Annotated in this window: 22 protein-coding genes; 10 read left to right on the top strand and 12 right to left on the bottom strand. The window is 45.4% G+C overall.

Annotated elements, in window-relative coordinates:
* Positions 1 to 28: 28 nt before the first annotated feature.
* From B3143_RS09165 to B3143_RS09155, 3 genes are read right to left on the bottom strand one after another with little or no spacing between them, the layout of a single operon-like run.
* Positions 29 to 280 (bottom strand): DUF6587 family protein, encoded by a 252-nt coding sequence (locus B3143_RS09165; protein WP_286740170.1) that lies wholly within the window; start codon positions 278 to 280, stop codon positions 29 to 31.
* Between the two features lie 57 nt (positions 281 to 337).
* A complete protein-coding gene (gene feoB / locus B3143_RS09160; protein WP_125279504.1) occupies positions 338 to 2,194 on the bottom strand; it encodes a ferrous iron transporter B in 1,857 nt (618 codons plus the stop codon).
* Positions 2,191 to 2,451 carry a FeoA family protein gene (locus B3143_RS09155; protein WP_034169774.1) on the bottom strand — a complete coding sequence of 87 codons (261 nt, stop codon included), beginning with the start codon at positions 2,449 to 2,451 and terminating at the stop codon, positions 2,191 to 2,193. The genes feoB and B3143_RS09155 overlap by 4 nt, the downstream gene beginning before the upstream one ends.
* 176 nt (positions 2,452 to 2,627) lie before the next feature.
* On the opposite strand from B3143_RS09155, the gene xerD reads away from it, so the two are divergent.
* From xerD to thrC, 4 genes are all read left to right on the top strand, one after another.
* Positions 2,628 to 3,545, top strand: coding sequence for a site-specific tyrosine recombinase XerD (gene xerD, locus B3143_RS09150; protein WP_286740167.1), 918 nt, complete (start codon positions 2,628 to 2,630; stop codon positions 3,543 to 3,545).
* A 98-nt stretch (positions 3,546 to 3,643) separates the two neighbouring features.
* Complete coding sequence (locus tag B3143_RS09145; protein WP_034703409.1) at positions 3,644 to 4,456, top strand: DsbC family protein; 813 nt, start codon at positions 3,644 to 3,646, stop codon at positions 4,454 to 4,456.
* 127 nt (positions 4,457 to 4,583) lie between these two features.
* Positions 4,584 to 5,888 (top strand): homoserine dehydrogenase, encoded by a 1,305-nt coding sequence (locus B3143_RS09140; RefSeq protein WP_286740164.1) that lies wholly within the window; start codon positions 4,584 to 4,586, stop codon positions 5,886 to 5,888.
* A gap of 57 nt (positions 5,889 to 5,945) precedes the next feature.
* A complete protein-coding gene (gene thrC / locus B3143_RS09135) occupies positions 5,946 to 7,085 on the top strand; it encodes a threonine synthase (RefSeq protein ID WP_034703411.1) in 1,140 nt (379 codons plus the stop codon).
* 58 nt (positions 7,086 to 7,143) lie between these two features.
* On the opposite strand, the gene B3143_RS09130 is transcribed toward thrC, so the two are convergent.
* Complete coding sequence (locus tag B3143_RS09130; RefSeq protein WP_005233476.1) at positions 7,144 to 8,196, bottom strand: serine hydrolase; 1,053 nt, start codon at positions 8,194 to 8,196, stop codon at positions 7,144 to 7,146.
* A gap of 216 nt (positions 8,197 to 8,412) precedes the next feature.
* On the opposite strand from B3143_RS09130, the gene B3143_RS09125 reads away from it, so the two are divergent.
* From B3143_RS09125 to B3143_RS09115, 3 genes are read left to right on the top strand one after another with little or no spacing between them, the layout of a single operon-like run.
* A complete protein-coding gene (locus tag B3143_RS09125) occupies positions 8,413 to 9,048 on the top strand; it encodes a response regulator transcription factor GacA (protein WP_005233474.1) in 636 nt (211 codons plus the stop codon).
* Between the two features lie 27 nt (positions 9,049 to 9,075).
* Positions 9,076 to 10,641, top strand: a complete 1,566-nt coding sequence (locus tag B3143_RS09120) for a sensor histidine kinase (protein WP_286740162.1) — start codon at positions 9,076 to 9,078, stop codon at positions 10,639 to 10,641.
* Between the two features lie 17 nt (positions 10,642 to 10,658).
* Positions 10,659 to 12,080: a sigma-54-dependent transcriptional regulator gene (locus tag B3143_RS09115; protein ID WP_376745106.1), complete on the top strand. Its 1,422-nt coding sequence runs from the start codon at positions 10,659 to 10,661 to the stop codon at positions 12,078 to 12,080.
* Here the strand turns inward: B3143_RS09115 and B3143_RS09110 are convergent, their stop codons facing one another.
* From B3143_RS09110 to lptF, 4 genes are all read right to left on the bottom strand, one after another.
* Positions 12,081 to 13,253, bottom strand: a complete 1,173-nt coding sequence (locus B3143_RS09110; protein ID WP_286740158.1) for a S41 family peptidase — start codon at positions 13,251 to 13,253, stop codon at positions 12,081 to 12,083.
* 23 nt (positions 13,254 to 13,276) lie between these two features.
* Complete coding sequence (gpmI, locus tag B3143_RS09105; protein WP_286740157.1) at positions 13,277 to 14,824, bottom strand: 2,3-bisphosphoglycerate-independent phosphoglycerate mutase; 1,548 nt, start codon at positions 14,822 to 14,824, stop codon at positions 13,277 to 13,279.
* A gap of 124 nt (positions 14,825 to 14,948) precedes the next feature.
* Positions 14,949 to 16,019: an LPS export ABC transporter permease LptG gene (gene lptG, locus B3143_RS09100; RefSeq protein WP_286712762.1), complete on the bottom strand. Its 1,071-nt coding sequence runs from the start codon at positions 16,017 to 16,019 to the stop codon at positions 14,949 to 14,951.
* Positions 16,020 to 16,021: 2 nt separating this feature from the next.
* On the bottom strand, positions 16,022 to 17,122 hold the full coding sequence (gene lptF / locus B3143_RS09095) for an LPS export ABC transporter permease LptF (RefSeq protein ID WP_286740156.1): 1,101 nt from the start codon (positions 17,120 to 17,122) through the stop codon (positions 16,022 to 16,024).
* 156 nt (positions 17,123 to 17,278) lie between these two features.
* Here lptF and B3143_RS09090 point away from each other — a divergent pair, with 156 nt between their 5' ends.
* From B3143_RS09090 to blhA, 3 genes are read left to right on the top strand one after another with little or no spacing between them, the layout of a single operon-like run.
* A complete protein-coding gene (locus B3143_RS09090; protein ID WP_286740154.1) occupies positions 17,279 to 18,727 on the top strand; it encodes a leucyl aminopeptidase in 1,449 nt (482 codons plus the stop codon).
* The gene (locus tag B3143_RS09085) at positions 18,720 to 19,127 is read left to right on the top strand and encodes a DNA polymerase III subunit chi (protein WP_004787296.1); all 408 of its coding nucleotides are present in this window, start codon (positions 18,720 to 18,722) and stop codon (positions 19,125 to 19,127) included. Before B3143_RS09090 ends, B3143_RS09085 begins: the two co-directional genes overlap by 8 nt.
* Before the next feature lie 26 nt (positions 19,128 to 19,153).
* Positions 19,154 to 19,768 (top strand): cell division protein BlhA, encoded by a 615-nt coding sequence (blhA, locus tag B3143_RS09080; protein ID WP_286740151.1) that lies wholly within the window; start codon positions 19,154 to 19,156, stop codon positions 19,766 to 19,768.
* A 102-nt stretch (positions 19,769 to 19,870) separates the two neighbouring features.
* On the opposite strand, the gene B3143_RS09075 is transcribed toward blhA, so the two are convergent.
* The 4 genes from B3143_RS09075 to ribD all read right to left on the bottom strand — a co-directional run bounded on the left by B3143_RS09075 (position 19,871) and on the right by ribD (position 23,586).
* A complete protein-coding gene (locus B3143_RS09075) occupies positions 19,871 to 20,416 on the bottom strand; it encodes a VTT domain-containing protein (protein ID WP_005233462.1) in 546 nt (181 codons plus the stop codon).
* Between the two features lie 109 nt (positions 20,417 to 20,525).
* A complete protein-coding gene (locus tag B3143_RS09070; RefSeq protein ID WP_286712766.1) occupies positions 20,526 to 21,185 on the bottom strand; it encodes a riboflavin synthase in 660 nt (219 codons plus the stop codon).
* 23 nt (positions 21,186 to 21,208) lie between these two features.
* Positions 21,209 to 22,501 (bottom strand): DNA adenine methylase, encoded by a 1,293-nt coding sequence (locus tag B3143_RS09065; protein WP_004787305.1) that lies wholly within the window; start codon positions 22,499 to 22,501, stop codon positions 21,209 to 21,211.
* A complete protein-coding gene (ribD, locus tag B3143_RS09060) occupies positions 22,498 to 23,586 on the bottom strand; it encodes a bifunctional diaminohydroxyphosphoribosylaminopyrimidine deaminase/5-amino-6-(5-phosphoribosylamino)uracil reductase RibD (protein ID WP_286740149.1) in 1,089 nt (362 codons plus the stop codon). The genes B3143_RS09065 and ribD overlap by 4 nt, the downstream gene beginning before the upstream one ends.

Here is a 23,586-nt window from a genome sequence, read left to right as displayed (position 1 = left end):
CTACTTTCGCAAGAGGTCCAATGAAAATTTACTTCCATTTCACTGCCTGAGCTTTAGGCTTAGCATCCGAACTTTGTTCCGATGCCGGGCAGGCACAGTTACCACCACAGCCACTGGCCATAGCCGGTTTTAACCATTTCGCCAGCGTATGCCAGCCCTTGACTGCACAGGCATCAGACAACTTCTGGAAGACTGAGCGTGAAGTATTCGGAAATACCTTTTTAAATACCACTAGTGCACTCCAGACAACCAGTACCGCTACAATCAGAATTTCAATCATCTCAATCTCCCATTCACATGATCATTCAGATCTAGCCAAGGTTTCCCTTCAGCCAGTTTAACCCAAATAATGTGATGCAATTTGATAAGTCAGGAATGACATGAAATATGCCAAACCAAACAGGTAGAAGGTCATAAAGCTGACCGTTTTCCATGAACCGGTTTCACGCTTCACAGTGGCTAAGGTCGCCAGACAATGTGGTGCATAAATAAACCAGACCAGTAGAGACAAGCCGGTCGCGATCGACCAGCCCAAATCACCGCCGCCACTAATCAGTGCCGCCAGACCCTCAGACATAGCATCTTCATCAACTGCAGACAAGGCATAAACCGTACCCAATGCTGCCACGACAACTTCACGCGCTGCCATCGCCGGAATCAGTGCAATACAGATCTGCCAGTTAAAGCCCAATGGTGCAAAAATAGGTTGCATCACATGGCCGAGCATCCCGGCAAAGGAATAATCGATATCCGGTAAAGTTGCACCTTCTGGCGGTTGCGGGAACGTACACAAGAACCAAAGCAGGATAGATAACGCAAAGATGATGCCACCGACACGCTTCAAGAAGATTCTGCCGCGATCAAGCAAACCAATCCAGACGTTTTTAACATCCGGGAAACGGTAACTTGGCAGCTCCATCAACAGCATGTGCTGAGACTTGTCTTTATGGAAAAATTTCAGGATAAAGGAAACAATCAGTGCACTTAGAATACCGGCCATATACAGACCAAATAACACCAGACCTTGCAGGTTCATGAAGCCCCACACGGTTTGCTCAGGAATGAAGGCTGCAATCAGCAACGCATATACTGGCAGACGTGCAGAACAGGTCATCAGTGGTGCTACAAAAATTGTGGTCAGACGGTCACGTGGATCACTAATCGTTCTTGAAGCCATAATCCCCGGCACGGCACAGGCAAAGCTGGACAATAGAGGGATGAAAGCACGACCCGAAAGACCTGCCTTAAACATCAATTTATCTAGCAGGAAGGCGGCACGTGGTAAATACCCGGACTCTTCCAAAACCAGAATAAAGAAGAACAGAATCAGAATCTGCGGCAGGAAGACCACGACCCCACCCGCACCGGCAATAATCCCGTCAACCACCAAGCTGTTTAATAAAGGATGAGCGATCAGTCCACCCATGTACTCGCCCAGCCAGCCGAAGAAAGTTTCAATTCCGTCCATAAATGGTGCAGCCCAGGCAAAGACCGCCTGAAACACCACAAACATCATGATGGCTAGGCTAAGTAGGCCCAATACCGGATGCAGGAATATCTTGTCCAGGAAATCAGTACGTTTATCTTCCTGATCGGCATAATTCACCACATCTTTCAGAATACTGGCAATCTGATGATGGTGATCGCCACTCAAACCGCTGAGTTCAGTTTGCGGAGCAGAAAACTTGTTTTTATCCAGTGCATTTTTCAGGTTTTCAACGCCTGAAGTACGCACGGCAACAGTTTCAACCACAGGTACACCCAGACGTTCAGATAGTTTCTGGGTGTTGATCTGCATCCCGCGACGGCGTGCTTCATCCATCATGTTCAGCACTACCAGCATTGGACGACCCAGTTGAATCATTTCCAGTACCAGTCCCAGATGCAGTTTTAGGTTGGTTGCATCTACAACACACAGGAAAGTATCTTGCTGGCCTTCTTCTGCAATTTTACCCTGAACCACATTACGGGTAATTTCTTCGTCCGGGCTGGTCGCATCCAGACTATAAGTTCCTGGCAGATCCAGTACACGTACCGGTTTGCCTGAAGGAAGTGTAAAATTCCCGACTTTACGCTCAACCGTAACCCCGGCATAGTTTCCGACTTTTTGACGGGAGCCGGTTAAATGGTTGAATAAAGAAGTTTTACCGCAGTTTGGGTTACCGACAAGGGCAATACGTAAGGTATCACTCATGCCGCGGCTCCCTGTTCAATTTCAATCTTGGCCGCTTCCGATTTTCGTAAAGCAAAACGCGTAAACCCCACCTGAATAAGAATCGGATCCCCACCAAAAATACCTTTGGTAATGACTTGTACCTGAGTCCCTGGTACAAAACCTAAAGTTTCCAAGCGACTGGCCACAACATCGTGGGAAGCGCCTTTACCATCAGTAGTTCGATTAACTTTTCGAATGATGGCAGTTTGTTTTACTTTCAAATCAGACAAACGCACCGTGAAAATTCCTAAGACTTTTGTACAGTATACAAACAAATGAGAATAATTAACAAATAAGTATTAATTACATTTCTTCTTGGCTGTATAGCACATCGACATGTTCGTAAAATTAAACTAGAGTGGAGAATAGCAATCAGGCTTCTCGCTTTTAAAAATTATCTTCATTAAACATCATGCTGAATAAAAAACCTCGCATTCCTAGTCCAGTTCAGATTCCTGAAGCTTTCAGTTACTTACAGGGTTTTCGTGATTATCTGATTGCCCAGACAGTGAGTCCCCATACCCGGAATGCCTATTTGTCTGATCTGATCCAGTGTGCCGAATGTCTGGTTAAACCTTTACCGGAATGGGACCATGATGATATTTCCGATGTGCTGATTGAACTGACCAAACAGCAAAAAAGTCCACGTTCAATTGCACGATGTTTATCCGCCTTACGTTCTTTTTATAAATTCCTGCGGGAACAAAAACTGCGGAGTGACAATCCGGTCGCTGCCCATAAAACACCAAAACTGGGCCGTGCCCTGCCCAAAGACCTGTCTGAAGCTGATGTCGAAGCATTGATTCATGCACCCGATATTAATAGCGCATTGGGTTTACGTGATCGTGCCATGTTTGAAGTGCTTTATGCCTGTGGTTTACGGGTGACGGAACTGATTAACCTGCGTCTCGATCTGATTAATTTAAAACAAGGCTATTTGCGTATTGTCGGTAAAGGCAATAAAGAACGTCTGGTGCCAATGGGACAGATGGCCTGTGAATGGCTAGAAAAATACCTACAGGAAGCACGCCCCCAATTGTATAAGACAGCGACTGATTATCTGTTCCTCACCCAGCATGGCGGGATCATGAGCCGACAGAATTTCTGGTATGCCATTAAACGCTATGCACTACAAGCCGGAATTCAGGCTGAACTGTCTCCGCATACTTTGCGTCATGCCTTCGCCACGCATTTACTCAATCATGGCGCTGACTTACGGGTAGTACAAATGTTGCTAGGTCATAGTGATTTATCAACCACACAGATCTATACCCATGTGGCACAAGTCAGAATGCAGCAACTGCATGCAACCCATCATCCACGGGCTTAAGAGCTGATTCAAATAGAATAAACTGAGAAGTTTGACGTAGCTCTATCTTTTTTTGCTATGCTAATGCTCTGTTTTTAGTCCAAGAAAAAAGGGTTATTATGACATTTGCCCGCACCAAAATTTTTATCGCTTGTCTGCTTGCTACCGGTCTGGGACTGAGCGCATGTTCCAATTCCAATAATTCAGATAAAAAGCAAGATACGCTTACAGCAAGTGCACCGGCGACGGGTGAAGCCTCTAACCTTAGCGAACGCAATGCACAGCAACGCCTGATTTCAACGCTCGAAGGTCATTTCAAAAAAGCGGGGATTAATGCAAAAATCACGGGTATTAAAACCACTGAAGTACCAAACATGTCTTGGGTCAGCCTAGAAGGTATGGCACCCGTCTATGTGACAAATGACGGTAAATATCTGATTCAGGGCGATGTCATTCGTCTTGGAGACAAAGAGCTGCATAATGTCAGCGAAACCCTGCAATCTGACGTGAACAAGAAAATCTTTGCAAACCTTAAAGCGGAAGACCTGTTGATCTACCCAGCCAAAGGTAAAACCAAACATGTGATCTATGTGTTTACCGATGTCAGCTGTCCGTATTGTCACAAATTCCATGAGCAGATGGATGAGATGAACAGCAAAGGTATCGAAGTACGTTATATTGCCTGGCCACGTGGCGAGCAGCATATGCCTGCCATGGAAGCCATCTGGTGTAATTCCGACCGTCGTGCAGCCTTCGACCAAGCCATTGCCGGTGGATCTATCACGCCGACTACTTGTAAAAATCCTGTGAAAGATCAATATCAAATGGGTCTTAATATTGGTGTGAATGGCACCCCGGGTGTATACAGTTCTGAAGGACTTTATCTCGGTGGCTATATGAGCACATCAGAATTATTGGATCGACTTAAATAACTCATTTTAATTAGTTATTTAACTTTATTTTATAGATAAAGATATTCTGAAATGACCCTAGAGTCAGGCCGCTTTTTTAGCTATGATCTAGGCTCTCGTAAAAAACTGTTTATATTTGGAGTGTGACGTGAAACCAGTTCGTCTGGCAATCCTCGGTCTTGGTACTGTGGGTGGTGGTGCCCTTAAACTATTAAAAGAAAATGCTGCTGAGATTAAACGTCGCACCGGTCGTGAAATTCAAATTACCCATGTTGGTACGCGTCGCCCGCGTCCTGATCTGGATCTACCTGAATCAGTCAAACAAAGTGCAGATCTGCTCGACATCGTACGTCAACCTGATGTAGATGTAGTGGTTGAAGTCATGGGCGGTATTCACCCTGCTTATGAAGTGATCAAAGAAGCCATTCTGCATGGCAAACAGGTCGTGACTGCCAACAAGGCCTTATTGGCTGAACATGGGAATGAACTGTTCAAACTTGCCGATGACAACGCTGTGCAAATTGCTTACGAGGCAGCGGTGGCTGGCGGCATTCCAATTATTAAAGTGATGCGTGAAGGTCTGGCAGCCAACAAGATCGACTGGCTGGCTGGCATCATCAACGGTACAGGCAACTTTATTCTGACTGAAATGCGAGATAAAGGCCGTGCCTTTGTTGATGTACTGAAAGAAGCACAAGAACTGGGTTATGCAGAAGCAGATCCAACCTTCGACGTAGAAGGTATCGATGCAGCACATAAACTGACATTACTGGCCTCTATTGCTTTTGGTATTCCGTTGCAGTTTGATAAAGTCTTTACTGAAGGCATCAGCAAAATTACTGCACAAGACGTGAAATATGCTGAAGACTTGGGCTTCCGTATCAAACATCTCGGTATTGCGCGTCGTGCTGAAACCGGTATCGAACTCCGCGTGCATCCGACCCTGATTCCTGAAGAGCAATTGATCGCTAATGTCAATGGTGTGAAAAATGCAGTTCTAGTTCAAGCCAATGCGGTTGGTCCTACACTGTATTACGGTGCGGGTGCTGGCGCGGGCCCTACAGCTTCTGCAGTAGTTGCAGATGTCGTGGATATCGTACGTGATATTTCTTATACTGAGGATGGTGCTGGTACGATTCCGCAACTGGCTTTTGAAAGCTTAAGTGACCTGCCAATCCTGCCACGTGAAGAAATGACGACTGGATACTACATCCGGATCAATGCTGAAGATCAAACCGGAGTACTGGCTGAAGTAACCTCTATTCTAAGCCGTGAAGGCATCAGTATTGATGCAATTCTGCAGCAGTCACGTCTGAAAGATCTTATTCCTATCGTGATCCTGACTGATCCTGTCAAGGAAGCGAAAATGGATGAAGCGTTAAAACAAATTCAAGCTCTTCCTGTCATTCATGGCGAAATTGTACGAATTCGTTTAGAATCGCTTGATAATTAATCGGGTCGAGGGGACACTCTCCCCTTGCCAAGCTCTACACACAATTGGAACATCATCATGTCGAATGCCAATCGTTATACTGGTTTAGTTGACCGCTATCGCGACCGTTTACCAGTGTCTGCAACTACTAAAGCCGTTTCTCTGGGTGAAGGTAACACGCCACTGATTAAGCTTGCGAATATTCCGCGCATTATTGGCAAAAATGTTGAAATTTATGTGAAGTACGAGGGCTTAAACCCGACTGGTTCATTTAAAGACCGTGGTATGACCATGGCGGTAACAAAAGCGGTTGAAGAAGGCTCTAAAGCGATTATCTGTGCATCTACAGGTAATACTTCAGCAGCTGCAGCAGCTTATGCTGCGCGTGCAGGTATCAAAGCATTTGTGTTAATCCCTGAAGGCAAAATTGCGATGGGTAAAATGGCACAAGCAATGATGTATGGTGCAATCACCATGCAAATCCGCGGTAACTTTGATGACGGTATGCGTCTGGTAAAAGAAATCGCTGACAAAGCACCTGTGACGATTGTTAACTCAATTAACCCATACCGTCTGCAAGGTCAAAAAACCATTGCTTACGAAATCGTGGATGAATTGGGCCGTGCACCAGACTACCACTGCCTGCCAGTAGGTAATGCAGGTAACATTACTGCGCACTGGATGGGTTATACCGAAGCAGTTGCGAATCAACCTGCTGATCAATTCGAGCAAGTGGTTTACGATGCTGCCACTGATGCCTTCACTGGCCCTAAACCTGAAGGTCTGCCAACAATGGTAGGTTACCAGGCTTCTGGCGCTGCACCTTTCCTTCGTGGTGCACCTGTTGAAAATCCTGAGACTGTTGCAACTGCAATTCGTATCGGTAATCCACAAAGCTGGAACCACGCGAAAGCGGTTGTTCGTGATTCTAAAGGTTGGTTCGATGAACTGACTGATGCCGAGATTCTGGAAGCGCAACGTCTTCTTTCTATGTATGAAGGCGTATTCGTAGAGCCTGCATCTGCAGCGTCTATCGGTGGCGCAATCCGTGACATTAAAGCAGGTAAAATTGCTGAAGGTTCTGTGATCGTGTGTACTGTAACTGGTAACGGTCTGAAAGATCCGGATACTGCGATCAAACAATGTTCTGATGCTGTAATGCTGTCTATTGACGCAACTTTAGAACAGGTTCGTGAATCAATTCTTTCAAATATGTAAGATACAGAATCAAAAAAGCCCTGCACTTGCAGGGCTTTTTATATGCGCTTAAAAAAGATTAAACACGTTGTTTAGGCAAGCTAGACACCCAGGTCATGAGACGAGTCGCATCATTGGTACGTGCAGCAGTTGAATCCGCACCTAATACCACGACCACCACAGGACGGTTATTCAAGGTCGTGTGCATAACGACACAACGTCCTGCTTCATTGATATAACCGGTTTTAGACAGGTTGATGTTCCAACCACCATTTCGTACCAGTGAATTGGTGTTGTTCGATTTCAATACACGATACCCGAGGTTGAAATCATAGCTAGCAGTGGTAGAGAACTGACGGATCAGACCATACTGTGAAGCGGTATTCACCAGAATCCCCAAATCGCGTGCAGAAGACACATTACCAGGATGCAGGCCGGTAGATTCCATATAATGGGTTGAATTCATGCCCAGCTCTTTAGCTTTGGCATTCATCTTCGCAATGAAGGCTGCACGACCGCCTGGATAGGTACGCGCCAATGCAGCTGCAGCTGGGTTCTCAGATTTCATCAAAGCAAATAATAAAGCTTCAGCACGATTCATGCTGTCCCCGGCTCTTAAGGTAGAACTTGAGCTCTTACAGCCTGCACAGGAAAAATCAGCCTGTTGCAAAGTAATTTTTTCAGACATATTCAAACGCGCATCTGAAATCACCACTGCAGTCATCAATTTGGTAATCGACGCAATCGGATAAGCATTATTGGTATTTTTACTGAATAACACTTCACCCGTCTGTGAATCCATCACCAAAGCTGCACGCGCACTTACAGGAGGTTGATTACTAAAATGACTATTATCAATAATCTGCACAGGTTTTGTCGGTACTGGTGCTGGTGCACCGCCTTGACGAATCGTCGTCGTAACAGTTGCAGAACCTGGTGGTGAAGGTTCTGCAGCAGATACGCTCAAATTATCATTCATGAGCTGATTGACTTCATCAGAAGACCAGCTGATGCTAGATCCGCCCTCTGTTGTGCCAGAATTCATAATGATTTCAGCAAAACTTGTCGTGCTCATGCTGATTAACACGGACAGGCCGAGTAGATGCCTTAAAGACTTGTTTATTTTCTTCACTATTCCTTCACTCAACTAACAGAGGTAAGATTGATTTGCGTATTACCTCTAATATGCCTTACATTTAAACACAATGCCGAACATTTTTTGTTCTTGACACTATGTGATAAGTTTCAGATTTAATCTGCGAATAGGATTGCTAATTTTGTAGTTTCATTGCAAGCTTATTTTGCTTTATGTAACAAAAAAATGATTTTTTAATGAGGGAGAGTCTAGGTGATCACAGTTTTAGTTGTCGACGACCATGAATTAGTTCGTACTGGAATTTGCAGAATGCTGGAAGACCATGCGGATGTTCAGGTGATTGGACAGGCTGAATCTGGTGAAGAAGCAATTACCCTCGTCCGTCAGCATCATCCCAATGTGGTTCTATTAGATGTCAACATGCCAGGTATCGGTGGTGTAGAAACCACACGCCGTTTGCTACAGACTGCTCCTGAAACCAAAGTTCTTGCGGTGAGTGGCCTGGCTGAAGAGCCTTATCCTTCTCTTTTACTTAAGGCAGGTGCCAAAGGCTATATCACCAAGGGTGCACCTGTATCAGAGATGGTTCGTGCCATCAATAAAGTCATGCAGGGCGGTAAATATTTCAGTGCTGATATCGCAGAACAGTTGGCCAGCTCCTACCTGTCTGATACACAGCAGTCTCCTTTCGACGCACTGTCTGAACGTGAAATGCAGGTAGCCATGATGGTAGTGAACTGTATCAGCGCGCAGGAAATTGCCGACAAGCTGTTTGTAAGTGTTAAAACAGTCAATACTTACCGTTACCGGATCTTCGAAAAACTAAATATTGATAGTGATGTTAAACTGACCCATCTTGCAATGCGCTATGGCCTGATTAAACCTTAATTTAACCCTCTGCTTAATGCGGTTTCTATGGCGCAAACATCCAGTTATTCTGAACTGAATCAATATCATCTGGGCCTATGGTATAGCGCCTACCGCCTGATTATCAGCACGGGTCTGTTGCTGATTTTCCTGCTGACTTATCCCGATATGACTGCGGATTATCAGTATCCTAAACTCTATCACTATGCCTTAATGATTGGCGTCGCCGTCAATACTGTGCAGCTGTTTACACTAAGATGGGTAAAGCGCCTGATTCAGCCACAGTTCATTCTAATTTTTGCCAGCGATGTCTTTTTTCTCAGTTTATTGACCTTGGCCAGTCAGGGTCCAAATGTCCATCTCGGACTGATTTTTGTTATTACTATTTTTTCAGCCTCATTATTACTGGATGCCAAGAAAGCCCTGATCATCACTCTGATTGCGGTGATTAGTATTATCTACCAGCATTTTATCGGCAGTATTTTTGCTTTTTCTTCCCTTACCAATATCGGAAACAGTGCCCTGCTGGCCTTTCTGTTTTTTGTCGTCTATGGCTCAGGACAAATTGCGGTACGGCGCTTTCAGATTTTGGAAAACCTGAATTTTTCTCAATCGCTGGAACTATATCGCTTACAAAATATTAACCGCTATATTTTGGAACAGATTGAAACCGGCTATCTGGTCTTAGATGAGAATTACCATGTGGTGCTCAGTAATCCGGCTGCCTGTCATCTGCTCGGCATTGAGCCAATGTATGCCCATGAAAGGTTTTCGTTATACCAATCTCAAAATGACTTGTTTGAACTGATCCGTTTTGAAAATCTGGAAAATGGCGAGCGGTTTCAATTTGAATCCCAGCAGAGTCGTTATAATATTCATGTGCAGGTACAAAAGCTGATTGTGCCGCACCAGACTCTGACTCTCCTCGTGCTGCAAGATGCCCGCAAACTTAATCAGCAGGTGCAACAGTTAAAGCTTGCTGCTCTAGGCCAGCTTTCCGCCAGTATTGCCCATGAAATTCGCAATCCTCTGGCTGCCATTGTACAGGCCAATGATCTTTATCTCGATTCTGAACCTGAACAGCAGCAGGTCCTGCATCAGATGATTAGCCGACAAACCACCCGTATTGACCGGATTATTCAGGACACCCTGAATATGGTGAAGAATAAAGAAACCCATCCGGTCGTAATTCAGCTGAATGAATTTATACCACTATTTATTCAGGAAGATTTAGCAGATGTGGCCGACCAGATTCAATTTAATATTGATGTACCACTGGCAATTCATTTCGATGAAGCCCAGTTACGTCAGATTCTAATTAACCTGATTCGTAATGCTATCCGTCATAATTCACCGGATTCGCCCCATATTCAATTGAATATTCACCCATATGAACATAAGGTATGGATAGATGTTCGGGATTTTGGCTCTGGTATTGCCACCCATGATCAGGAATTATTATTTAAACCTTTTTTCAGCACGTCTATCCATGGAACGGGACTCGGACTATATTTATCACACAGTTTTTGTGAAGCCAATCAGGCACAACTCAACTACATTTCACAAGAACAGGGCGCATGCTTTCGGATTAGCTGTCAATGTGTAACAGCATAAAAGGAATAAGGGGAAATATTGTGGAACAACAACCACTGGTCTTATTGGTGGATGATGAGGAAGATCTATGTACCCTCATGCAAATGTCATTGATGCGCATGGGAATCCGTACACATATTGCCCATCGTCTGGAAGATGCAAAAAAATTTCTGACAGATCATCAATATGATGCCTGTCTGACGGATCTAAATCTTCCTGATGGCAATGGTTTGCAATTACTGGACTGGATTAACCAGCATTCTCCTCACCTTCCGGTAGCTGTTTTAACGGCCTATGGCAATATGGAAATTGCGATTGCTGCACTCAAGGCAGGTGCATTTGACTTTGTCAGCAAACCGATCAATCAAAAGCATCTTGAGCAACTGCTGCAAAAAGCACTAAATAAACCAGTAGACTATTATCAGAATAATTCCAATGATTCACTAGAACATAAACTGCTGATTGGACAATCTCTGCCTATTCAGCAATTGCGTGTCACCTTGAAAAAAATTGCCCGTTCCCAGGCACCCGTGTTTATTACTGGCGAATCAGGTACCGGGAAAGAAGTTGTCGCCAATCTGGTTCATCGTCTCAGCAATCGCAATGAAGGACCTTTAATCGCAATTAACTGCGGTGCAATCCCGACTGAACTGATGGAAAGTGAACTGTTTGGCCATAAGAAAGGCAGCTTTACTGGCGCGACACAGGACAAACAAGGACTAGTTCAGTCTGCCCATGGGGGTAGCCTATTCTTAGATGAGATTGCTGAATTACCCCTGTCTATGCAGGTCAAACTGTTACGTGCTGTTCAGGAAAAACGCATTCGTCCAGTCGGTTCCGATACTGAAATTGATGTCGATTTCCGTGTCATCAGTGCCAGCCATCAGGATCTCGATGCGCTGGTACAACAAGGCAAATTCCGTCAGGACTTGTTCTTCCGTATTCATGTGATGGATCTGGTCTTACCACCCCTGCGTGAGCGCGGCCAGGATATTCTGCTCCTCGCTGAGCATTTTATTCAAAAGATCTGCCAAGAATGGGAAATTCCTGCGAAAAAGTTGACGGAACGGAGTAAAGAATTTTTACTCGAGCAATATTATCCAGGCAATGTACGCGAACTGCGTAACATTATTGAACGAGCGATTACTTTGAGTGATGAAGATAAGATTGATCTTCAGCATCTGCAAACTGCTCCACTGCGTCATATGGCTCCCGTCTTATCAGAAACTACCAATCTGGCAGAGCCGACTTCATCTTCGGATCAGATCATTATTCCGAAAAAATTACCTGAAGAAGGTCTGGAACTGTATTTAGAAAAGATTGAAAAAGAAATTCTGTTGAATGCTTTGAATCTGACCCATTGGAACCGTACATTGGCCGCGAAGAAACTGGGGATGTCATTTCGGTCTTTACGTTATCGTCTAAAAAAATTTGGACTGGATACTGAAGAAGAGGAATGATTATTTCTGCAGGAGCAGCAAGTCTGTGACGTGATCCAGATAGCTCTCCTCACGCGCATCCTGACCTAGGGGATAGGTGAAATGTGGTTGAATCCCATATCCTTCGATCATATTGCCGCTCGGGCTAAAGTATTGCGACACCGTCATCTGTAAAGCGGAGCCATTGCTCAAAGGAAATAATTTCTGTACCACCCCTTTACCATAGCTCTTTTCTCCTACCACCCAAGCACGATTATGTTCTTTCAGAGCAGCAGTAAATACTTCTGCAGCAGAAGCAGAACGGTTATTGATCAGAATCCCGACTTTTAGGTTCTGAAACTCAATTCCTGGTAGTGCCTGAAATTGCTGATTGCCTTCAGAACGGCTCTTGGTCGAGACAATAATACCCTGATTCAGAAACAAATCTGCTGATTCAACAGCTGCAGATAATAAACCACCCGGATTATTACGCAGGTCAAACAGCACCGCTTTCAGGCGATTAGTTGAATAACTTTCAATAATCCGTTTGATTTCATTAGCGGTATCCTGCTGGAAGACTTTGACCTGTAGCACCAAAACCTGATTGCTGTGTAAGGTCGATTTAATCTCGGTATCCACTTTGGTATTGCGGACCAGTGTAATCGGTACACTTTGCGCAGAAAGCTGTAGCGTTAAAGTAGAGCCAATAGCACCAGTCAATAAATCTCGCACCTGCTCACGTTTCAGTGCACTCAAGACCTGATCATCAATCTTGTAAACTGTGACACCATTGCGAAGGCCTTGTTTGGCAGAATCAGCATCCGGACTCAAGCCTTGTACCATCCATTGTTTTAGCTGCGGATTAAAATGCAGATCAAAATCAATACTGGCCAGATCACCTTCGGTATATTCACGCAGCTGCTTATAGTCTTCAGGAGATAAATAGCGGGAATAGCGGTCTAAGCCACTTACCAGACCTTGAATGGCCTGCTGGAAAAGCACATCGTCATTTTTGTCTTGAATATAATTATCTTTGACGATGCCATAAATCTGAACAAATTCCTGGATGGATGTAACAGGAATTTCATTATAGACCTGTTCGTCCATTTCCAGTTCATCGAGTGCCATCTCGGTTGAAACAGCACTCCAAGCGGAATGACTCAAACACATCAGTAAGCAGGATAAGACTACAGACTTGCCATGTGTTTTTATCATTCTTATACCTGTTTTATAAAAGATTAAGCGTGCAGCTCAATAAGATTGCGACCCTGCATTTCAGCTGGTACCGAAATTTGCATCAGGTTCAGCAGGGTTGGTGCGACATCAGCCAATACACCACCTTCTGCGATTGTTGCAGAACTTGGACCCACATAAATAAATGGAACCAGTTCAGTGGTATGCTGGGTATGCACCTGACCACTCTGATAATCCTGCATTTGCTCCACATTACCATGATCGGCAGTAATAATCATATGACCTTTTTTCGCCATCACAGCCTCATAAACACGGCCTAAGCAAGTATCCACGGCTTCAACGGCTTTCACTGCTGCATCAAATACACCGGTATGACCGACCATATCACCGTTGGCATAGTTCACAACCAGTAGGTCAAACTCGCCTGAATTGATCGCTGCCACCAGTTCATCAGTGACTTCATAGGCACTCATTTCCGGTTTCAGGTCATAAGTCGCAACATTTGGAGATGGGATCAGGATACGTTTTTCACCTGGATATTCATCTTCACGGCCACCGCTAAAGAAGAAGGTTACATGCGCATATTTCTCGGTTTCTGCAATACGTAGCTGAGTTTTACCCAGGTTCGACAGATACTCACCTAAAGAATTTACCAGCGCTTCTGGCATATAGGCTATTGGCGCATCAATGGTCGCCTGATAACGGGTCAACATCACGAATTTCGCCAGATTCGGTACAACCTTACGTTCAAAACCGGCAAAATCTTTTTCAACAAAGGCACGAGTCAATTCACGGGCACGGTCAGCACGGAAGTTCATGAATACGACGCTGTCGCCATCCTGAATCTTCACAGTGTCGCCAATGCGAGTCGCTTTTACAAATTCGTCTGATTCCTCTGCAGCATAAGCCTGTTCCAGACCTTCAACTGCACTAGCTGCAGTACGCACTGCTTCACCTTCAGTCAGCAGACGATACGCTTGCTCTACACGATCCCAACGGTTGTCACGGTCCATGGCAAAATAACGACCGATCATGCTGACAATACGACCCTGGCCCGGATATTGAGCAAATAATGCATCCAGTTTTTCTAAAGAGGGTTGCGCACTTTTTGGTGGTGTATCACGGCCATCGAGGAACGCATGCAGATAAACCTGAGCACCGCGTTTTAAAGCCAGTTCAGCCATCGCAACGATATGATCTTCGTGTGAGTGCACACCGCCTTCAGACAGCAGACCCATAATGTGGACTGCGCCATTTGCTGCTTTGGCTTTCTCAACCGCATCTACCAGCACTTCATGTTCGAAGAAAGCCCCAGTACGGATATCTTTGGTAATACGGGTAAAGTCCTGATACAGCACACGGCCAGCACCAAGATTCATATGACCGACTTCAGAGTTCCCCATCTGACCATCAGGCAGGCCGACATCTTCACCTGAACCTGAGATCAAACCATGCGGATGCTTTTCCTGCATAGCAGTTAAATTTGGTCGTTTAGCCGCTAAAAACGCATTGTCTTCGACCGCTTCGCGATGACCCACACCATCCATAATCACCAAAACGTGAGGGATTTTGCCAGCAGTTGCATCCGTCATAATGAAATACTCTTTTCGTCTACGAATTAATCGCTCTAGTTTACCGAATTTTGCAAAAAGAGGCCATGACCAGACGATGGTTTAAGCCTCTTGTTGCGATTGATTTCTTCTATTTTCCTGTAGCTTAGCGGGCCCGATGGAGCAAGTAGCCGCCAATAGCAAACATCAGCAAAATAGGAATAAATACGAACCATGCCGGTGACGGCGCATAGACCAGACTGGCATAGCCAAGAAAATCCTGCAGGTAGAAGAAGCCTAAACCTGCGAATAATGCAATCACCAAACGGAAACCCATGGATTGCTGACGCAATGGTCCGAAAATAAATGAACAGGCAATCACTACCAGCGCAATCAGGGCAAATGGCGAACCGACTTTCTGCCAGAAGGCCAGCTGATAGGTTTTAGGTACCTGACTATATTCATGCATATAGCTCATAAAGCTCACCAGCTGGCTTGGCGATAAATCTTCCGGATCAATCGTGACCATATGCACATATTTTGGCTGCAAGGCCAAAGCCAGTGGCTGCTCATCATGCTGTACCAGTGTCGCATTACCGTTTTGTAAAATATCAAACTGTTCTGTGCTATCTAGTTTCCAAGCCCCATCTTTGACAAACTCACCCTGTTTGGCATCCAGAGTACCCCGCAGACGGTAATTGTCATCGAAGTCCAGCATCTGTACATTTTTCAGCTGGCCTTTGGCATTTGCATAATCAATATAGATAAAGCGATTCCCCTCACGCGTCCAGTAACCTTTAACTTCACCAATTTTGACCGGTTTGTTATAGCTTTTGACTGCTTTGGCCTGTTCATTGGTATATGGAATCACCCATTCGCTCAGGGCAAACGACAATACGACCAATAGCAATGCTGATCGAATAACCCAGCCGACAATACGCCACAGGCTAATGCCGACTGAACGCATTACGATCAGCTCACTATTGGAAGCTAATGTACCCAAACCGAGTACCGCACCAATCAGTGCCGAAATTGGCAGGATTTCATACAAATAATTGGGTGCGCCCCAGAGTACATATTTCAAGGCATCCCAGGCACCATAGCCTTCTTTCAGGGAACCCAATTCACCTAAATACGTAAATAAGACCTGCAGACCTGAAAGAACAGCGGTTGCCCCAAGCATCGCCAGCGCAGTGGTTCCGGTCACATGTTTGGCAACTATACGACGTGCTAACATTGTTAAGACCTCACTCGCTGAATCCGTTTTTTAATTTTTGGCGCCAAATTCTGTTTACGTGAGAACAATGCACCGGCTATAGCATAAATGATCAGGACTAATGGATAAGCCCAAATGCCCATTTCCGCCTTACTGACCCGGGTTTTGATTGCCATCAGGGCGACAATCAGGCTGGCAAAGATCATCAGTGCCGGGAACAATTTGAGATAGCGACCTTGACGTGGGCTCACTTCAGATAGCGCCACAGACAAAATCAGGGCAATCACAATGGCAAATGGCACAAAGACACGCCAGCCAAACTCACTGGCTACGACAGGATCCTGACGATTTTTCCAAAGCTGTCCGGTCGGCAAGGCTTCAACTTCATCACTGGCCAGTGATGCTTCTTTATCACTTTCGATCCGTAAACGATAGCTTTCAAATTCAGCCTGGGTATATTGCGGCGTGCCTGGATAAATTTCATAGCGGCGACCATTGACTAGGTCGACCACATTAGCTGCATCATTCGGCATTTCAATCCGGGTCGCTTCCTGCGCCAGAATCATCACATCTGGCTTGCCTTCTTTTTCCGCACGCTGATAGAAGAAGATATCTTTCAGGTTTTTGCGATCTTCGGATAGATCTCCGGCATAAATGGTATAAGGTCCGGAAGAGATAAATTCTTTGGGCCGAACCAGATCAAAGCCGGTTCGTACTGCCTGCTCACTGGTCAAGGCTTCGAACTGTCGAATCCCCCACGGTGAAGCCCACAACATGAGAAAGCCTTGTGCAAGGAGATAGACCAAAGTCATCGGAATCAAAAGACGTGCCAGCTGATGCCGGCTAATTCCGCTACCATTTAAGACCGCCATCTCATGATCAACATAGAGACGACCAAAGACCAGCATTAAACCAATAAAGAACCCAAGTGGAAGAATCAAGGTCAGGAATTCAGGCAAACGATAACCAATGATGCTGAACAGGATTCCAGCATCCAGACGCCCCTGTGCGGCCACACCAAAATACTTGATCAAACGACCGCCCATCATGATAAGGGTCAGTAAGGCAATCACCACCAAGGAGGTCGATACCACTTGCTTGACCAGATAACGCCGAATAATCAAATTAGTTCTTCCAAAATGAGCTCCATAAAACGAGTGCTAGTTTACCCGAATAGCAAAAATATAAAACCTAGGTGGCTCTGCCCATTGAAAATCTATTCGGATAAATGTTTCAATGCTTGAATGATTTGCAAATCTAAACAGGCGTGAAAACAAGATATGAACCTTACAATTAATACGTCATTCCCAGAGAATGGATCAAGTCAATCTTTGTTGATTTTAGTCAACTCAGAGCAAATTCAGAGCGCTGCATCAACATACCAAATCAACAACCTAGACACATTAGTTGAAGCCTCCCAATTCAAGGCCGGTCTAGCAGAAAGTTTAAGCCTGATTGGACAGGTCAGCCAGTCTCAGCATGCGGCCCTTATCGGCCTCGGCAAGACTGCCGAATTACAAGCGGGAAAACTGGCGAAAATTGCCCAAGCCATTATTAAAGCCTCTCAAAAAAAATTCAAACAGATTTCTGTTGATCTGACACAACTTCCACAAGAATTGCACTATCTGTTTGCATTGGCTTTAACACAGGCCAGCTATGGCTATGACGAATACAAGTCGAAAAAGAACGAATTTATTCTACAGCAGATCGACTTCATCGCTGCCGAAACTACGCTAACAGCTGAACAGTTGCAATTGATTCAGGCCGTACAGACTGGCCAGAATCTGGCGCGTGATCTGGGTAACCGTCCTGGCAATATCTGTTTCCCGGAATATCTGGCAGAACAGGCCCAAGCGCTGGCGGCTCAATATCCGGATCTACTTAAAGTAACTGTGCTCAATGAACAGCAAATGGCTGACCTTGGCATGGGGGCCTTCCTTGCAGTCAGCAAAGGTTCAGACCGTCCAGGCCGTATTATTACGATTGAATATCTGGCGCATCGTCAAGAAGCACCAGTGGTATTACTGGGTAAAGGCATTACTTTTGATACCGGTGGTATTTCATTAAAACCAGGCGCTGGCATGGACGAAATGAAATACGATATGTGCGGTGCAGCTTCAGTTCTGGGCACGCTTCGTGCACTATGTGAATCTCGTTTACCAATTCACGTTGTAGGTGCGATTGCTGCAGCGGAAAATATGCCGTCTGGCAAAGCAACACGTCCAGGTGACATCGTCACCACCATGAGTGGTCAAACCGTTGAAATTTTAAATACTGATGCTGAAGGCCGTCTGGTACTCTGCGATGCATTAACTTATGTGAAACGCTTTAATCCTGCTCTGGTGATTGATATTGCAACTCTAACCGGTGCTTGTGTAGTGGCGTTAGGTTCAGTCTTGACCGGTATGTTTACGCCAGACAATGAGCTGGCTGCAGAACTTGAAACCGCCGGCCAAAACGCATTTGACCGTGTATGGCGCATGCCGGTACTGGACGACTATCAGGAACAACTGGATTCTCCATTTGCGGATATTGCCAATATTGGTGGTCCTAAAGCTGGTTCTGTAACAGCTGCATGCTTCCTGCAACGTTTTACACGTGACTATCGCTGGGCTCACCTGGATATTGCAGGTACTGCATGGAATTCAGGTCCAAATAAAGGCGCAACTGGCCGTCCAGTACCTCTATTAATGCAATTCCTGGCTAATCGCGTTCAAAAGCATGGCTAAGGTCAGCTTTTATTTATTTGAAAAAAGTCCTGAACGACAAGTGGACAGCACTTGTCGTTTATGCCGTAAAATTTTGCGTCAGCCAGAGCGCATCTGGCTGCTGTGTGCTGATCCTGCTTTACAGCAGGAACTGGATGAAAAGCTATGGAACTTTGATCCTGCCAGCTTTATTCCGCATGGAATCGATCAGCCAGATGCAACCGTTTGTATCTCGGCTCAATTACCAGAGCAGTCGGGCTGGATTATTTTTAATTTTAATCCGGAAGCACTTGAACCTGATGCGAAATTTAGTCACATTATTGAGATTATTGAAAACAATGAACCGGCCAAACAGCTGGGACGTGAAAAATATAAACAATATCGTCGCTTTGGCATTCAGCCAAATACCTTTAAGCTCTAAGTAATCACGTGAACAAGGAGATGCAAGTGGCATTAAATGTAGGTCCAGATTTTAAACAGCGCTGGTTAAACACACCTGAGGCTGTACGTCAGACCTTTATCGATGACCTCTCGCGCATCTGTGAAGTACTTAAGCCTGAAACCGCTGTAGAAGAATGGCTGGTCCGCGACCAGCAGTTACAGAAAGAGTCTGAGCGTAAAATTGAAGCAGCGTATGCACAGCGCAAGGCCGAACTGATTGAAGAAGCACGCATTCGCAGACAACGGGCACTCGAAAAAGCCTTAGCCGAAAAACGTGCTGAAGAACAGGCTTATGCCGAACAGCTACGCCGTGATGAAGAGCGAAAATTTGCCGAGCAAACCCAGAAGCTTGCTGAAATGCGTCATATACTGGATACTGAAGTTCAGGATTATGCCGCACGCTATCAGAAAAATCCGGATCAGGTTCTCGACTTTGCCAAAGGTCGCTTAAATATCGATGATACCCAGATTTTGTCTGAGCTGGAAAGCTTACGGTTACGTCTGGAACTCGAAGCAGAAACTGTGATTGAACAAACCATCAATGCACTGCGTGAGAAATTACGCGCTGCAGCCAAAGAAGAAATTGACTATATTCTGAAAAATTCTGATCTGGCTGAGTAAAGTTGATCGTCATTTGGCTGAAATAGTCTTTTTATTTTTCAGCCTTAACTCCTTGCTTGCCTTGTTTAAACTTATTCTATCTAGCTAAAATCTACTTTAAAATTAAAACAAGTCAGCCAGTAAAAATGCGGTATTACCAAGCAGATAGCCCACCCCTAGCAAAGTGCTGATCCAGAGAATTCCCCCAGTTACATTATAAAAACTGAAAGTCGCAAAGCTCATATGGCCAGAACCTGCCGCAAAAGGACCGAAGGAACGTACAAAGGGAATAAAACGCGCAATTAAGATCGTCTTGCCACCATGTTTCATAAAATAATGATTGGTTTTGACCATATATTCGGGTTTGAAAAACCGTGAATGTTCATTGAAATACTTTAATCCGAGCACCCTGCCCGAATAATAATTCACGGTATAACCCAAGATCGAAGCAATCAGCAGCAATAATCCCATGGAGTGCAAGGTAATCAGATCGGAGCTGGAACACAGCGCACCGACAGCAATCAACAAACTGTCACCTGGCAAAAAGAAGAAAAACGGCGAACCTGTTTCCGCAAAAATCACCAGGAACAAAATTGCATAGATCCATACCCCATACTGCTCCAGTAATAAGGGTAAAGACTGTTCAAGATGAAGTAAAAAATCGAGCATTCGACCTGTCCACTGGGGCTAAAATCGCGAGTTGAGCCACGTATTATCCCGAAAAATAAAAAAACAGTCTAATTTTTCAATTAGATTGTCTGGTAATTGTGTAGCTAATTTATTTCAAAAAGCCATTTTCGGCTAAGAAGTCCATGCTGATTTTAGACTGTTGTGTAGTTTCTGCGGCCTTGTCACCAAGCAATAAACGCTCGATATAACGCGCCAGTATATCCACTTCCAGATTGACTCTAGTGCCTAGCTTCCAGGTACTAATATTGGTACGTTCGGCTGTATGCGGGATCAGATTCAAACTAAGGATATTTCCACGTAAGTGATTGATGGTCAGGCTGATGCCATCTACTGTTATAGAGCCCTTCTCTGCCAGATATTTGGCAATTTCTTTTGGTGCAGTCACTTCAAAGTAGATGGAACGGGCATCGGAACGTACCACCGTAATTTCACCCACAGCATCGACATGACCAGAAACAATATGTCCACCAAAGCGTGTAGTTGGCAGCATCGCCTTTTCGACATTTACAGGTTGGCCGACTTTCCAGTTAGCCAGTGTAGTCCGGTCCAGACTTTCACGTGATACGTCTGCAGCATACCAGTTCTCACCCCAGTCAATTACGGTCAGACAGATGCCATTGGTGGCAATCGAATCACCTAGATGTACATCAGACATATCCAGATCCGTCTGGATGCGTAAACGCACATCACCACCAACGCTTTGCAGGCTCTCGACCTTGCCCAGACTTTCAATAATACCTGTAAACATCTTTATTTCCTTTTTCTCTGCGCTTACCACAAGGCCAATTGGGTACTCACCCCGGTCGTATCCACACCGCCCAGCTCGGCATAATGATGCAACTGGCTCAGTAACTGACGAATTGGTGGACCTGACTTGGCATGTGTGTCGGTAATTACAATAAATTCCAGTACACGTGCACGTTCAGACTGGCGCTGTTTGCTGACACGATAACGTGGCACATCCTGAGTGAGCAAGGTTACACGGCCGCGTTTCAGGTTGGCCTGCAACAAATCTGTGGCACTGATATTACCATCAGTCGAATAACTGGTCAGGATAAAACGCGCATTAATGGTCGCCAACAAAGTTTCATAGGCCTCTTTGGCATGCTTGGACGAGTTGTACTGACTTGGACGTTCTTTGCGCCATGCACGGTCAATTCCGCTCTTGAAGCCTTTAGTGTCTGGCGTAGGCAGATCTACCTGATCCCATAGTGTTAAAGCATTCAGCACATGATAGTTGCTGCTATAGGCATGCTGGTTATACGGTGGATCCAGATAAGCTACATCGACTTCAAAACCACTCATCTGATTGGCCAGATGCTGGGCATCGACACACCACATTTCTGCGGCAGGCCCTTGATGCTTAGCATCTTCACAGAAACGACTTGGGGTTAACCAAAGTAAAGATTCAATACGTTCTAGTGCAGTCTGGGTTTTACCGCCCCAACCATGGTGGAAACTTTTAAATACGCCTGAGGTATTGCTGACAAAACTGGCTGAATAAAGTAATGGTGCCAGCAAGGCACTCATTTCCACGTCATCAATCGCACCTTGCGCTTGCCAGGTGGCAATCTGCTGACGGATGGCATCGATACGCATGCCGTTACGGCGTTTGAAGAATAAACGGTCACGGGTCGGATCATAGATTTCGTCATTGCGTGGACACAGATTATGCGTCACCCAGCCTTTGACTTCAGGCAGACGGTTCAGATAATCAATTGCTTTCTGATAGCCACCCAGTTCTTTAAATGCAGGTGCATCAGTACAAGCCAGAACTGCATGATTCAGCGCATGGCTATACGGTTCCCAGTCATTGGCAATCACACGATAGCCATTTTGACGTGCTAAACGCGACACCACACCAGAACCAGCAAAGAAATCGGCAAAAATAGGCGCACGACCATCTTCACGTTTTAAGGTTCCCGTGCTCTCAAGTGCTTCCAGAATTAAATGTAGTAAACGGCGCTTGTTCCCCAAATAAGGAACCAACTGATGGAAAAGATATTCATCGGTAGTACGTGCCGCATGGCGGCGTTTGTGATAAACCGTAGACTCTGAATTCATAGTGTCTCTTGAGAAGGAATTAACCTGAAGCGCACGTCATCACCCACGCGAGTGACATCCTGTAGCTTGAATCGAAGTTGTTCTGCCATTCGGCTAAATTCTGCATTGAACATACTACGCGCAGTTTGCCCCAATAAGGTCGGTGCAACATAACTGATGAGTTCATCCACCAGTCCTGCCTGTAAAAATGCGGTAGATAAGGTTGCGCCTGACTCAACCAGCACATCATAAATCTGATGCAGCTGAACCAGTTGCTGTAATAATTCTTTTAAAGGCTGAATTTCGAGTTGGATCACACCCAACTCAGCCAGCTCCTGACGATAAGGCCCCATGACCATGACAGTTTCTGGATTTTCTAAAATTTTGGCAGTCAGTGGCAAACGCCCCTGACGATCCAGAATAATCCGTTTTGGCTGAACGATTGTGCTGATGTCATCAACTTCTTTCAGACTACGAACATTGAGCTGGCAGTCATCTGCTAATACCGTATCAATCCCGGTAATTACTGCACCGGAAATCGCACGCCAATGTTGTACATCCTGTCGAGCCTCTACACCAGTAATCCATTTTGATTCACCCGATGCCATTGCCGTACGGCCATCCAGACTGGATGCAATTTTTAGACGCACATAAGGCATACCGGTTGCCATGGCTTTCAGGAAGCCATCATTTAGTAGATGCGCTTCATCTTCACAGATGCCAACTTCCACTTCGATACCGGCCTCTTTCAGGATCTGCACACCTTTTCCAGCGACCAGTGGATTCGGATCAGGACAAGCCACAATCACTTTGGCTAAGCCTGCTTCAACCAGACCTTTGGCACACGGCGGTGTACGGCCATAATGTGCGCACGGCTCCAGAGTGACATAAGCCGTTGCTCCACGTGCCTGTTCACCCGCCTGACGCATGGCAAAAACTTCCGCATGAGGTTGACCTGCTTTAGGGTGAAAACCTTCACCTACGATTATGCCATCTTTGACAATGACACAGCCGACATTCGGGTTGGGTTTAGTGGAGTACTGTCCCTGACGTGCCAGTTCGATGGCACGGCGCATCCAGATTTGATCTTGAGTGAGTTCAGTCAT

The organism is Acinetobacter sp. UBA1496 (assembly GCF_002324975.1).
GTDB classification, from domain to species: domain Bacteria; phylum Pseudomonadota; class Gammaproteobacteria; order Pseudomonadales; family Moraxellaceae; genus Acinetobacter; species Acinetobacter variabilis.
This window is presented reverse-complemented; position numbering and strand designations above follow the sequence as displayed.

Excerpts from the sequence above, each read along its gene's own strand:
- ribD (WP_286740149.1), bottom strand. The coding sequence starts at position 23,586 with ATGACTGAACTCACTCAAGATCAAATCTGGATGCGCCGTGCCATCGAA.
- B3143_RS09120 (WP_286740162.1), top strand. The coding sequence starts at position 9,076 with ATGGCGCAAACATCCAGTTATTCTGAACTGAATCAATATCATCTGGGC.
- B3143_RS09110 (WP_286740158.1), bottom strand. The coding sequence starts at position 13,253 with ATGATAAAAACACATGGCAAGTCTGTAGTCTTATCCTGCTTACTGATG.
- B3143_RS09075 (WP_005233462.1), bottom strand. The coding sequence starts at position 20,416 with ATGCTCGATTTTTTACTTCATCTTGAACAGTCTTTACCCTTATTACTG.
- gpmI (WP_286740157.1), bottom strand. The coding sequence starts at position 14,824 with ATGACGGATGCAACTGCTGGCAAAATCCCTCACGTTTTGGTGATTATG.
- feoB (WP_125279504.1), bottom strand. The coding sequence starts at position 2,194 with ATGAGTGATACCTTACGTATTGCCCTTGTCGGTAACCCAAACTGCGGT.
- B3143_RS09090 (WP_286740154.1), top strand. The coding sequence starts at position 17,279 with ATGAACCTTACAATTAATACGTCATTCCCAGAGAATGGATCAAGTCAA.
- B3143_RS09145 (WP_034703409.1), top strand. The coding sequence starts at position 3,644 with ATGACATTTGCCCGCACCAAAATTTTTATCGCTTGTCTGCTTGCTACC.
- B3143_RS09085 (WP_004787296.1), top strand. The coding sequence starts at position 18,720 with ATGGCTAAGGTCAGCTTTTATTTATTTGAAAAAAGTCCTGAACGACAA.
- thrC (WP_034703411.1), top strand. The coding sequence starts at position 5,946 with ATGTCGAATGCCAATCGTTATACTGGTTTAGTTGACCGCTATCGCGAC.
- lptG (WP_286712762.1), bottom strand. The coding sequence starts at position 16,019 with ATGTTAGCACGTCGTATAGTTGCCAAACATGTGACCGGAACCACTGCG.
- xerD (WP_286740167.1), top strand. The coding sequence starts at position 2,628 with ATGCTGAATAAAAAACCTCGCATTCCTAGTCCAGTTCAGATTCCTGAA.
- B3143_RS09065 (WP_004787305.1), bottom strand. The coding sequence starts at position 22,501 with ATGAATTCAGAGTCTACGGTTTATCACAAACGCCGCCATGCGGCACGT.
- B3143_RS09165 (WP_286740170.1), bottom strand. The coding sequence starts at position 280 with ATGATTGAAATTCTGATTGTAGCGGTACTGGTTGTCTGGAGTGCACTA.
- B3143_RS09070 (WP_286712766.1), bottom strand. The coding sequence starts at position 21,185 with ATGTTTACAGGTATTATTGAAAGTCTGGGCAAGGTCGAGAGCCTGCAA.